The following is a 12,504-nucleotide window of genomic DNA, read 5'->3' as shown; positions in this document are numbered from 1 at the left end:
AGGACAAACGCCATGTACCAACTCTTCATCGAAGGCCTGCAACGCCTCGGCCGCGCGCTGATGCTGCCGATTGCGATCCTGCCGATTGCCGGCCTGCTGCTGCGCCTGGGCGATACCGACCTGCTGAACATCGCGATCATCCACGACGCCGGTCAGGTGATCTTCGCCAACCTGGCGATGATCTTCGCCATCGGCATCGCCGTCGGCTTCGCCAAGGACAACAACGGCACCGCTGGCCTTGCCGGAGTGATCGGTTATCTGGTGATGATCTCCACCCTCAAGGTGCTCGACGCGAGCATCAACATGGGCATGCTCGCCGGGATCGTCAGCGGCCTGATGGCCGGCGCGCTGTACAACCGCTTCAAGGACATCAAGCTGCCGGAGTACCTGGCGTTCTTCGGTGGCCGGCGTTTCGTGCCGATTGTCACAGGGTTTGCGGCGGTCGGGCTGGGCGTGGTGTTCGGCTACATCTGGCCGCCGATTCAGCAAGGCATCAACAGCTTCGGTAGCCTGATGATGGAAAGCGGCAGCTTCGGTGCCTTCGTCTTCGGCGTGTTCAACCGTCTGCTGATCGTCACCGGCCTGCACCACATCCTCAACAACATGGCGTGGTTCGTCTTCGGCAACTTCACCGACCCGACCACAGGTGCGTTGGTGACCGGTGATCTGTCGCGCTACTTTGCCGGCGATCCGAAGGGCGGCCAGTTCATGACCGGCATGTTCCCGATGATGATCTTCGGCCTGCCGGCCGCGTGCCTGGCGATGTACCGCAACGCTCTGCCAGAGCGGCGCAAGGTCATGGGCGGGATTTTCCTGTCGATGGCTTTGACGTCGTTTTTGACTGGGGTAACCGAGCCGATTGAATTTGCCTTCATGTTTTTGGCGCCGTTGTTGTATCTGCTACATGCGCTGCTGACCGGGTTGTCGATGGCGATCACTAACGCGCTGAATATTCATCTGGGCTTCACGTTCTCTGGCGGTTTTATCGACATGGTGCTGGGCTGGGGCCGGTCGACCAATGGCTGGTTGGTGGTTCCGGTCGGACTCGCTTATGCCGTCGTGTATTACGCGGTGTTTGATTTCTGCATTCGTCGTTTCAATTTGAAGACGCCGGGGCGTGAGGATGTGGCGGCGGCTGACAAGGCAGTTCTCACCGAGAACGAGCGCGCTGCGGCTTACATCAAGGCTCTCGGTGGTGCGGAGAATCTGGTGACGGTGGGTGCGTGCACTACCCGCTTGCGTCTGGAAATGGTTGATCGCAACAAGGCTTCTGACGCTGACTTGAAGGCACTGGGTGCGATGGCCGTGGTACGCCCGGGCAAGGGCGGCAGCTTGCAGGTAGTGGTCGGGCCATTGGCCGACAGCATCGCCGACGAAATCCGCCTCGCCATGCCGGCGCTGGGGCGTGCGTTGGTGTCTGCGCCTGCGGTGGTGGTCGAGGAATCGAAAGCTGCGTTGGTCGCTGCGCCGCAAGCTCAACAATGGCTGACGGCACTGGGCGGTAGCGAGAATGTGCTGCAACTGGACTGCATCGCGCTGACACGTATTCGTCTGCAACTGGCCGATGGTAAAGCGTTGTCCGAGGCGCAGTTGAAAGAGCTGGGTTGTCAGGGTGTCAGCCAGTTGGAAGGCGGGGTCTGGCATTTGTTGGTGGGGGATAAGGCAGCGAGTTTGAGTGGAGCGCTTGAGGCGTTGGTCAATCGCAGTGAGCTCGGTGCAAAGGTTTAAATCTGCTGCGCCTGAGCGGGCCTCTTCGCGAGCAAGCCCGCTCCCACAAGGTGATTGCATTCCAGATGGGGAGCTGGCTTGCCAGCGATGACGCCCGTCGAGCCTCTACTCAATCAAAACTGTGGGAGCGGGCTTGCTCGCGAAGAACGATGACACGGTAAACCTGATCAATCAGGTTTGCGGGTCTACCCGATCCAGTGCCCGGTTTACTGCCAGTTCGGCGAGCATGACGATTTGCTGGATGCCTAACGCCGTACTGCGCTGCGAACCGCTTAGCTCATTGGCGAAGTGGCTGGCGGCGGTACTTGCCGAGGCTAATGACTCGCAAGCGTGGGCGAGCAGGCTTTCGGTATCGACCTCTGGGCAGACCATGAACATGGTGCTTGGTCGGCGGGGCTTTGCGGGTTCGGGGCACAGGTAGAAGTCGAGGGCGCGCTTGATGGCTTCGCGGTTTCGGGCCTGGTCTTCGGCGCGGAGAGCTTCTTCGAGTGGGGTTTTGGTTTCGGGTGGATCGGGTACGGGCTTGGTCATTGCAATGATCTCTAATCAAATGATTGAAGCCATCACTGGTCGTTTCTCACGCGACGAGGAGGTGGCAGCTATGTGCGGAGTGAGAAACCGGTAAGAGATCAACCCGGCCGAACCGAAGTTCGTCCGCACACAGCCGCCATAGAGCATTGCCGGCAGCAAATGAGCTGGCGGCGATTATGGTGCTACTGACGTTTGATTAAAACCTCTTACCGGGTTCTCACACCCGATCACCGATTTGCGGTGACAGCCAAAGACTAGAGACCCGACGTCCGACGGACAACCTGAAAACCTTGTGGGAAGGTTCTGGTGATTTGATGCATTTTTAAACAACCTTGGGTGATGGGGTGGCCGGGCGGGCCTCATCGGGCTCCCACAGTTGGAGTGTGTGCATCCAGATAGAGACTGGTCGGCTATCAGGCCGCCATCGCTGGCAAGCCAGCTCCCACAGAAAAGCAAAGCAGCGCCACCTACTCGCTCCTGCTTCTCACCACCCAACAGGATGAGCGCAAGCTCGGCTGCAGCTCTTGATCTTGATCCACAGGCCCCGTCGGCAGGCTGAGCGCAGGGATTCATCCGGGGAGAACATCGAGAGGAGGTGCAGCGAAGCAAACCGGAGGCGATGCCCCGGATGGATCCCGGAGCGAAGGAACCCCGAGCCCCAGCGAGCGAGCCGAACGTTGGGGCAAGCGTTTTTGGTTACTTTTTAGGCGTCTGTAAAAAGTGACCCGCCGTAAGGGCGGAACTCTGAGCAGCCATGACCACAGCAATGGATATGTACTCGGTCAGCCAGAACATCATTGCCTGAGCCGACGCCTTCGCGAGCAAGCCCGCTCCCACATAGGAACCCCATCGCGCAAAAAATCGGGGGCAACAAAAAACCCGCAAACAATCACTCATCTGCGGGTTTCTTGTAATAAGCGGCTATCAGAAATCTTCCAGCCGCCACACTTCATAAGCCGGTGTCTCGTACGGGTGGCTCAACTTCAAAGCCGCCACTACAGAGCGAATCAACTCATCCGCCACCACAAGCTCAACCTTCCATTCCTCAACACGCTCAACCTGCCCCGCTTCCCCAATAAACGGCTGACTGCCGTCCAAAGGTCGAAACTGGCCCAAACCGAGCACCTGCCAAGCACAGTGGTCATAGCCCCCGATCCGCCCACCACCGGCAGCGAATACGGCTTCCTTGACCACCTCGACATGACTGTCAGGAACAAAAAACGCCAGCTTGTACACGGACCTTAGTTAACCCACACACGAGCATTACGGAACATACGCATCCAAGGCGCGTCTTCGTTCCAGTCTTCCGAACGCCACGAGTTCTGCACAGCACGGAACACACGCTCCGGGTGCGGCATCATGATAGTCACGCGGCCATCACGGCTGGTGAGACCGGTAATCCCGCGCGGCGAACCGTTCGGGTTGGCCGGGTACGATTCGGTGACCTTGCCATGGTTGTCGACAAAACGCATCGCCACGCAACCCGACAGATCCGCTTCCAGCAGAGCTTCTTCGCTGGAAAACTCGGCATGACCTTCACCGTGAGCAATGGCGATCGGCATACGCGAACCGGCCATGCCCTGCAGGAAGATCGAGTTCGACTCCTGAACCTGAACCATCGCCACGCGCGCTTCGAACTGCTCGGAGCGGTTGCGCACGAAGTGCGGCCAGAACTCGCTGCCCGGGATCAGTTCGTGCAGGTTGGACATCATCTGGCAACCGTTGCACACGCCGAGGGTGAAACTGTCGTTACGCTCGAAGAACCCCTGGAACGCATCGCGAGCGCGGCTGTTGAACAGGGCCGACTTGGCCCAGCCTTCACCGGCACCCAGCACGTCGCCGTAGGAGAAACCACCGCACGCCACCAGACCTTTGAACTCGTTCAGGTCGACACGGCCGGCCAGAATGTCGCTCATGTGCACGTCGATCGCGTTGAAACCGGCGCGGTCGAACGCTGCCGCCATTTCCACCTGACCGTTGACGCCCTGCTCACGCAGTACGGCAACCTGTGGGCGAATGCCTTTTTTGATGTAGGGCGCGGCGATGTCCTGGTTGACGTCGTAGCTCAGCTTGACGCTCAGGCCCGGGTTGTCTTCTTCCAGCAGCACGTCGAACTCTTGTTCGGCGCAGTCGGCGTTGTCACGCAGACGCTGGATCTGGTAGCTGGTCTCGGCCCACTGACGTTGCAGCAGACGACGCTGGCCTTCGAACACGGTGTCACCATTGAAGGTGATGTTGATCTGGCCATTGTTGATCGGCTGACCGATCACCGAAACACAGTCGCCCAGACCGGCCGCGCTGAACTGCGCGAGGATGTCTGGCGTGGCGTCCTGACGAACCTGAATCACGGCACCCAGTTCTTCGTTGAACAGGATGGCGGCGATTTCAGCGGCGCTTTCGGCAACGCTGTCCAGGTTAAGACTCAGACCGCAGTGGCCAGCGAAGGCCATTTCCACCACGCAAGTCAGCAGACCACCGTCGGAACGGTCGTGGTAAGCCAGCAGGTGACCGTCAGCGTTAAGGCCCTGGATCACGGCGAAGAAGGCTTTCAGGTCTTCGGCGTCGTCGACGTCCGGCGCGTGCTTGCCGAGCTTGCCGTGTACTTGCGCAAGGATCGAAGCACCCATGCGATTCTGCCCGCGACCGAGGTCGATCAGGATCAGGTCGGTGGTGCCCTTGTCCATGCGCAGTTCCGGGGTCAGGGTCTGACGGATGTCAGCCACTGGCGCGAAACCGGTCACGATCAGCGACATCGGCGAGGTCACGGTTTTTTCTTCGCCGTTGTCGTTCCAACGGGTGGCCATGGACATCGAGTCCTTGCCCACCGGAATGGTGATACCCAGCTCAGGGCACAGTTCCATACCGACCGCTTTCACGGTGTCGTACAGACGTGCGTCTTCACCAGGGTGACCGGCAGCGGACATCCAGTTCGCCGACAGTTTGATGTCGGAGAGCTTGTTGATGCGCGAAGCGGCAATGTTGGTCAGGGTTTCGCCGATGGCCATGCGGCCCGACGCCGGAGCGTCCAGCAGCGCCAGCGGAGTCCGCTCGCCCATCGCCATGGCTTCACCGGTGTAGACGTCGAAACTGGTGGCGGTAACGGCCACGTCGGCAACCGGAACCTGCCATGGGCCAACCATCTGGTCACGGGCCACGAGGCCGGTGATGGTGCGGTCACCGATGGTGATCAGGAAGCTCTTGCTCGCGACAGCCGGGTGATGCAGAACGCGTTCGATGGACTCGGTGATGTCGAGGTTCGACGGATCGAAGTCATCGCCCAGTTCGGCCTCGCGAACCACCGAACGGTGCATGCGCGGCGCCTTGCCCAGCAACACTTCCAGTGGCATGTCCACCGGGTTGTTGCCGAAGTGGCTATCGGTGACAGTAAGCTGCGGCTCGGCGGTGGCTTCACCGACTACGGCAAACGGGCAGCGCTCACGCTCGCAGATCGCCTGGAAGCGCTCGAAGTCTTGCGGGCCGACGGCCAGCACGTAGCGTTCCTGGGATTCGTTACTCCAGATTTCGTGCGGGGCCATGCCCGGCTCGTCGTTTGGAATGTTGCGCAGTTCGAAACGGCCACCGCGGTCGCCGTCGTTGACCAGCTCCGGGAAGGCGTTGGACAGACCGCCCGCCCCCACGTCGTGGATGAAGCTGATCGGGTTCTTGTCGCCCAGTTGCCAGCAACGGTCGATGACTTCCTGGCAGCGACGCTCCATCTCAGGGTTTTCACGCTGAACGGAAGCGAAGTCCAGATCCGCCGAGCTTGTGCCCGTGGCCATGGAGGAAGCCGCACCGCCACCCAGACCGATCAGCATCGCTGGGCCGCCGAGTACGATCAGTTTGGAACCGACGACGATCTCGCCTTTCTTGACGTGTTCTTCGCGGATGTTGCCCATGCCGCCAGCGAGCATGATCGGCTTGTGGTAACCGCGAACTTCGTCACCGTGCGGGGTGGTGATCGATTGTTCAAAGGTACGGAAATAACCGGTCAGGGCCGGACGACCGAATTCGTTGTTGAACGCGGCGCCGCCGAGCGGGCCTTCGATCATGATGTCCAGCGCGGTGACGATGCGTTCAGGCTTGCCGTACGGCACTTCCCACGGCTGTTCGAAGCCCGGAATCTGCAGGTTCGACACGGTGAAACCGGTCAGGCCGGCTTTTGGCTTGGCGCCACGACCGGTTGCACCTTCGTCGCGAATCTCGCCACCGGAACCGGTGGACGCGCCCGGGAACGGGGCAATCGCGGTCGGGTGGTTGTGGGTCTCGACCTTCATCAGGATGTGCACCGGCTCCTGAACCGCGCCGTACTGACGGGTTTCAGGGTTCGGGAAGAAGCGGCCGGCCACGTTGCCGACGATCACCGAGGCGTTGTCCTTATAAGCCGACAGAACGCCTTCGCTGTGCATCACATAGGTGTTCTTGATCATGCCGAACAGGCTTTTTTCCTGGCTCTGGCCGTCAATGTCCCAACTGGCGTTGAAGATCTTGTGGCGGCAGTGCTCGGAGTTGGCCTGGGCAAACATCATCAGTTCGATGTCGTGCGGGTTGCGCTGCAAACCGTTGAAGGCGTCGACCAGATAGTCGATCTCGTCTTCGGCCAGGGCCAGGCCCAGCTCGGTGTTGGCTTTTTCCAGCGCGGCGCGACCGCCACCGAGAATGTCGATGGCGGTCAGCGGTTTCGGTTCGGCGTGGCTGAACAGGCCGGCGGCCTGCTCCAGATTGGCCAGAACGATCTGGGTCATGCGGTCATGCAGGACATCGGCAATCTGCTGGGCTTGGGCGTCGCTGAACTGACCGGCCACGTAGAACGCGATGCCGCGCTCCAGGCGCTGGATCTTGCTCAGACCGCAGTTGCGAGCGATGTCGCTGGCCTTGCTCGACCATGGCGAGATGGTGCCAAAACGCGGCAACACCAGGAACAGACGGCCGGTCGGCTCTTGAACCGGAACGCTTGGACCGTACTTCAGAAGGCGCGCAAGCACCTGCTGTTCGTCGCCGGTCAGGACGCCGGTGACTTCGGCGAAGTGAGCGAATTCAGCATACAAGCCACTGACAGCCGGAACCTTCTGGCTCAGTTGCTCAAGGAGTTTGCTGTGGCGAAAGGCAGAAAGGGCAGGAGCGCCGCGCAGGATCAACATCTTCGGGACAGCCTCGGGAAGGGGTGTGCTTTGAGGCCGTGCATTCTAGCCTAAACCGCCCTCAACATCACCCGAAACGCTACGCACGGTTGCACCCGGACGTCGATCTGTGTTTCTGATTCGCAAGTCAAATTTACCCAGCCTGCGACAATGGCTTATTTTTGCTGTAACAAAATGCCCGGAAGGCCCGTTTATGAGGGGTTTCGTTCGGTTTTGTGATCGCTAGCAGACAAGCCCTGCACTGTCGAGATATGGCGTCCGCGGTCCTTTGCGTATACTGCGCAAATGTTTTTCCCAAAGGCTTTGCGTCCGCGGTACGCCAAATGGCTGATCGCAACCGGACTCTTCCTGTTGCTCGGTGGCTGTGTTGATAAACCCAACACACTCGAGCGCGTAAAGGAGGATGGTGTGCTGCGGGTGATTACCCGGAACAGCCCCGCCACCTACTTTCAGGATCGCAGCGGTGAAACCGGCTTCGAATACGAGCTGGTGAAGCGCTTTGCCGAAGATTTGGGTGTCGAGCTTAAAATCGAGACCGCCGACAACCTCGACGACCTCTTCGACCAGATCGGCAAACCAAACGGCCCGGTCCTGGCTGCCGCCGGGCTGGTCAGCAGTGAACAGCGCAAGAAACAGGTGAGGTTTTCCCACCCCTACCTCGAAGTCACCCCGCAGATCATCTATCGCAACGGCCAGTCACGGCCCACCGACGCCGGTGACCTGGTGGGCAAGAAGATCATGGTGCTCAAGGGCAGCACCCACGCCGAACAACTGGCCGAACTGAAACAGAAATACCCCGCCATCGAATACGAAGAGTCCGACGCGGTTGAAGTGGTCGACCTGCTGCGCATGGTTGATGAAGGCCAGATCGACCTGACCCTGGTCGACTCCAACGAAGTGGCAATGAACCAGGTGTACTTCACCAACATCCGCGTGGCCTTCGACCTCGGCGATGCGCGCAGCCAGAGTTGGGCCGTCGCACCGGGCGAAGACAACAGCCTGCTCAACGAGATCAACAGCTATCTGGACAAGGTGCAGAAGAACGGCACCCTGCAACGCCTCAAAGACCGCTACTACGGGCATGTCGACGTCCTCGGTTACATGGGTGCCACCACGTTCGCCCAGCACTTGCAGCAACGCTTGCCCAAATACGAACAGCACTTCAAGACCTACGCCAAAAAAGAGAAAGTCGACTGGCGCCTGCTCGCGGCCATCGGTTATCAGGAATCACTGTGGCAACCGACGGTCACCTCCAAAACCGGCGTGCGGGGGCTGATGATGCTGACCCAGAACACCGCTCAGGCCATGGGTGTGTCCAACCGACTCGATCCGAAGCAGAGCATCATGGGCGGCGCGAAGTACCTGGCTAACATGAAGGATCAGCTCGACGATTCGATTCAGGAGCCGGATCGCACCTGGTTTGCCCTGGCGGCGTACAACGTCGGCAGCGGCCACCTGGACGACGCCCGCAAACTGGCCTCCAAAGAAGGCCTGAACCCGAACAAGTGGCTGGATGTGAAGAAAATGCTGCCGCGCCTCGCGCAGAAGCAGTGGTACAGCAAGACCCGCTATGGCTACGCCCGGGGCGGCGAACCGGTGCATTTTGTCGCGAACATTCGTCGCTACTACGACATCCTCACTTGGGTGACCCAGCCGCAGCTTGAAGGTGATCAGGTGGCTGAAGGCAACCTTCATGTGCCGGGGATCGACAAGTCCAAGCCAACTCAAGAGCCAGCCCCGCTCTAGCCCAGATACCTTCAATCAAATGTGGGAGCCAGCCTGCTGGCTCCCACATTGGTTTTGCGATGAGGCTTAAGCTTTTGCAGCCGCCAGAATCAGCGCTTTCATTTCAGAGACGGCAGACTTGAACCCAACGAACAACGCATGCGCCACCAGCGCATGGCCGATGTTCAGTTCGTTGATGCCCTTGATCGCGGCCACGGCCTCAACGTTGTGGTAATGCAGACCATGACCGGCATTGACGATCAACCCCTGAGCCAGACCAAACGCCACACCGTCCGCCACTCGTTTCAGTTCTTCGGCGACTTCGGTCGGGGTTTCGGCATCGGCATAACGCCCGGTGTGCAGCTCAATGGCCGGCGCACCGACGCGCTTGGAGGCCGCAATCTGACGCTCGTCGGCATCGATGAACAGCGACACCTCGCTGCCGATCTTCGACAGACGCTCAACCGCCGCTTTGAGGCGTTCTTCCTGCCCTGCCACATCCAGACCGCCTTCGGTGGTCAGCTCCTGACGGGTTTCCGGGACCAGGCAGATGTGCGCAGGACGGATGCGTTCGGCAAACGCCATCATTTCTTCGGTGACGCCCATTTCGAAGTTCATGCGGGTTTGCAGCACGTCCTTGAGCAACAGTACGTCGCGCTCCTGAATGTGCCGACGGTCTTCGCGCAGATGCACCGTGATGCCATCGGCGCCCGCCTCTTCCGCGTCCAGCGCAGCCTTGACCGGATCCGGGTAGCGCGTGCCACGGGCCTGACGCAGGGTGGCGACGTGGTCGATGTTCACGCCAAGAAGAATGCGATTGCTGGTGGTCACGGATGCGCTCCTGAATGGAAAGATTCGGCGCACAGCATACACGGGGCTAGGGCTTGCGAAACAGCTCGCGACTGACCAGAGGGCGACCGCCGAGGTGAACGGCCAAGGCCTGACGCATCAAACGCTTGGCGGCGGAGAGTGCGCCGGGAGCCGACCAGTCGGCTTCGGCCATGGCGAGTAATTCAACGCCGTTGAACAGGCCGGGTTGCAGCAAGTAAACGCGCTCAAGGCCGGCGTCCACTTGCAGACGGTAGAGACCATCGGGCGCAACAGGCTCGCCGTGAATATCGGTATTCATGGAAAAGCCGTAACCGAGGTCATCGAGCAGACGCCATTCGAAAGAGCGCAACAACGGTTCCAGCGGCCGGCCTTCGGCCAGAGCCAGCAGGGTTGCTGCGTAGTGATCGAACACCGCCGGGTGCGGATCTTCGGCAGGCAGCAGGCGGATCAAGAGCTCGTTGAGGTAAAGACCGCTGAACAGCGCCTCGCCATTGAGCCAGGCGCAGGTGCCGGCACTTTCCATGCGCCCGACATTCTTCAACTCGCCCTTGCCGCGAAACTCGACTTCCAGCGCCACGAACGGCCGCGCCAACGTCCCGGCCTTTCCCCGCGCACTGCGCAGCACCGCTCGCAGCCGACCTTGCGGCGTGAGGAAATCCACCAACGCGCTGGTTTCGCGGTAGGCGCGCGAATGCAGGACGTAGGCGGGTTGGGCAGGAGGTGGAGTTTGCGACATGGAATTCTCGATGAAGAAACGCGTTTTTACTCACAACCCAAAACTACTGTGGGAGCGGGCTTGCTCGCGAAAGCGGTGAATCAGTCGAAGTGAATGTCGACTGACACTGCGCATTCGCGAGCAAGCCCGCTCCCACAGGGGGGTTCTCTGGAGTATCAGAAAACCGGTATTACAGGTCGCCGTAACCCAGCGAACGCAGCGCACGCTCGTCGTCGGACCAGCCGCCCTTCACCTTGACCCACAGGTTGAGCATGATCTTGGAGTCGAACAGCAACTCCATGTCCTTGCGCGCTTCGGTGCCGATGCGCTTGATGCGCTCGCCCTTGTCGCCAATGATGATCTTCTTCTGGCCGTCACGTTCGACGAGGATCAGCGCATGGATGTGCAGGGTCTTGCCCTGCTGCTTGAACTCTTCGATTTCGACGGTGATCTGGTATGGCAGCTCAGCGCCCATCTGGCGCATGATTTTCTCGCGCACCAGTTCGGCGGCGAGGAAACGGCTGCTGCGGTCGGTGATCTGGTCTTCGGGAAAGAAGTGATCGTTTTCCGGCAGGTGATCGGCAATCACCTTTTCCAGCGCGTCGAGGTTATGCCCGTGCTGCGCCGAAATCGGGATGATCTGCGCGTTCGGCAGCTGTTCCTGCAACCAGCTCAGGTGCGGCATCAGCTCGGCTTTGTCTTCGATACGGTCGGTCTTGTTCAGTGCGACGATCAGCGGGCCGGTCACGTATTGCACACGCTCCAGCACCATCTGGTCTTCTTCGGTCCACTTGGTGCGATCGACCACGAAGATCACCACGTCGACGTCTTTCAACGCCGCCGAAGCGGTCTTGTTCATGTAACGGTTCAGCGCCTTTTCGCCACCCTTGTGCATGCCGGGGGTGTCGACGTAGATCGCCTGCACGCCACCCTCGGTCTTGATCCCGAGCATGTTGTGACGAGTGGTTTGTGGCTTGCGCGAGGTGATCGCCAGCTTCTGACCAAGAATGTGGTTCAGCAGCGTGGACTTGCCCACGTTGGGACGGCCGACGATGGCAACGTAGCCACAGCGAGTTGCGTTTGTATCAGTCATTGCCATTCTCCACGCCCAGGGCAATCAGTGCTGCGGCGGCCGCTACCTGTTCGGCAATACGACGGCTCACACCCTGACCTCGGCTTTTTTCATTCAGTAAGACAACTTCGCACTCGACGAAGAAGGTTCGGCAGTGCGGCTCGCCCTGGATATCCACCACCTCGTAACGAGGCAGGTCGCAACCGCGTGATTGCAGGAATTCCTGCAGGCGGGTCTTCGGATCCTTGTTGGTGTCGACCAGGGTCAGACCTTCGAACTCACCCGCCAGCCAGGCCAGTACGCGCTCGCGAGCCATGTCCATGCCGGCGTCGAGGTAAATCGCACCGATCAAGGCTTCGAGGGCATCGGCCAGAATCGATTCGCGACGGAAACCGCCACTTTTCAACTCGCCGGACCCCAGACGCAGATAATCCCCCAGGTCGAAACCGCGAGCCAGCACGGCCAGCGTCTCACCTTTCACCAAGCGTGCGCGCAAACGCGACAACTGGCCTTCACGGGCGAGCGGGAAACGATCGAACAGCGCCTCGCCCGCCACGAAGTTGAGGATGGCATCACCGAGGAATTCCAGGCGTTCGTTGTTACGCCCGGCGAAACTGCGGTGCGTGAGGGCCAGGAGCATCAGCTCCTGATCCTTGAAGGTGTAACCGAGCTGACGCTCGAGACGGCTTAATGAGGCGCTCACGGTTTACCCACGCTGAGATCAAAGCTGGATTCCACCGCCATCGCCGGGGTACGGCGCAGGT

General features: G+C 60.1%; 9 protein-coding genes. 2 read left to right on the top strand and 7 right to left on the bottom strand.

The genetic code is table 11. The features are described 5' to 3' along the window. The first annotated feature begins 12 nt into the window (after positions 1–12). Positions 13–1,728, top strand: a complete 1,716-nt coding sequence (gene nagE, locus AACY11_RS11665) for an N-acetylglucosamine-specific PTS transporter subunit IIBC (RefSeq protein ID WP_339494810.1) — start codon at positions 13–15, stop codon at positions 1,726–1,728. A 171-nt stretch (positions 1,729–1,899) separates the two neighbouring features. Here nagE and AACY11_RS11660 read toward each other — a convergent pair whose 3' ends face one another. The 3 genes from AACY11_RS11660 to purL all read right to left on the bottom strand — a co-directional run bounded on the left by AACY11_RS11660 (position 1,900) and on the right by purL (position 7,397). After that, entirely contained in the window at positions 1,900–2,259 is a 360-nt protein-coding gene (locus tag AACY11_RS11660; RefSeq protein ID WP_339494808.1) for a DUF6124 family protein, read from the bottom strand. A gap of 924 nt (positions 2,260–3,183) precedes the next feature. Next, positions 3,184–3,495 carry a YqfO family protein gene (locus AACY11_RS11655; protein ID WP_339466158.1) on the bottom strand — a complete coding sequence of 104 codons (312 nt, stop codon included), beginning with the start codon at positions 3,493–3,495 and terminating at the stop codon, positions 3,184–3,186. A gap of 5 nt (positions 3,496–3,500) precedes the next feature. Then, positions 3,501–7,397, bottom strand: coding sequence for a phosphoribosylformylglycinamidine synthase (gene purL / locus AACY11_RS11650; protein WP_339466157.1), 3,897 nt, complete (start codon positions 7,395–7,397; stop codon positions 3,501–3,503). Positions 7,398–7,682: 285 nt separating this feature from the next. Here purL and mltF point away from each other — a divergent pair, with 285 nt between their 5' ends. Then, positions 7,683–9,143: a membrane-bound lytic murein transglycosylase MltF gene (gene mltF / locus AACY11_RS11645; protein ID WP_339432104.1), complete on the top strand. Its 1,461-nt coding sequence runs from the start codon at positions 7,683–7,685 to the stop codon at positions 9,141–9,143. A gap of 66 nt (positions 9,144–9,209) precedes the next feature. On the opposite strand, the gene pdxJ is transcribed toward mltF, so the two are convergent. From pdxJ to rnc, 4 genes are all read right to left on the bottom strand, one after another. Further along, on the bottom strand, positions 9,210–9,953 hold the full coding sequence (pdxJ, locus tag AACY11_RS11640) for a pyridoxine 5'-phosphate synthase (RefSeq protein ID WP_339494806.1): 744 nt from the start codon (positions 9,951–9,953) through the stop codon (positions 9,210–9,212). Positions 9,954–9,999: 46 nt separating this feature from the next. Continuing rightward, positions 10,000–10,689, bottom strand: a complete 690-nt coding sequence (gene recO / locus AACY11_RS11635) for a DNA repair protein RecO (RefSeq protein ID WP_339432103.1) — start codon at positions 10,687–10,689, stop codon at positions 10,000–10,002. Between the two features lie 169 nt (positions 10,690–10,858). Beyond that, entirely contained in the window at positions 10,859–11,761 is a 903-nt protein-coding gene (gene era, locus AACY11_RS11630; protein WP_221729912.1) for a GTPase Era, read from the bottom strand. After that, a complete protein-coding gene (gene rnc / locus AACY11_RS11625; protein WP_221729913.1) occupies positions 11,754–12,443 on the bottom strand; it encodes a ribonuclease III in 690 nt (229 codons plus the stop codon). The genes era and rnc overlap by 8 nt, the downstream gene beginning before the upstream one ends. Between the last annotated feature and the right edge of the window lie 61 nt (positions 12,444–12,504).

This window comes from Pseudomonas sp. RA_105y_Pfl2_P56, assembly GCF_963970845.1.
GTDB lineage: Bacteria > Pseudomonadota > Gammaproteobacteria > Pseudomonadales > Pseudomonadaceae > Aquipseudomonas > Aquipseudomonas baetica_A.
This window is presented reverse-complemented; position numbering and strand designations above follow the sequence as displayed.

Bases quoted from the DNA above. Each gene is read 5' to 3' on its own strand.
- era (WP_221729912.1), bottom strand. From the start codon at position 11,761: ATGACTGATACAAACGCAACTCGCTGTGGCTACGTTGCCATCGTCGGC.
- nagE (WP_339494810.1), top strand. From the start codon at position 13: ATGTACCAACTCTTCATCGAAGGCCTGCAACGCCTCGGCCGCGCGCTG.
- AACY11_RS11660 (WP_339494808.1), bottom strand. From the start codon at position 2,259: ATGACCAAGCCCGTACCCGATCCACCCGAAACCAAAACCCCACTCGAA.
- purL (WP_339466157.1), bottom strand. From the start codon at position 7,397: ATGTTGATCCTGCGCGGCGCTCCTGCCCTTTCTGCCTTTCGCCACAGC.
- mltF (WP_339432104.1), top strand. From the start codon at position 7,683: ATGTTTTTCCCAAAGGCTTTGCGTCCGCGGTACGCCAAATGGCTGATC.
- recO (WP_339432103.1), bottom strand. From the start codon at position 10,689: ATGTCGCAAACTCCACCTCCTGCCCAACCCGCCTACGTCCTGCATTCG.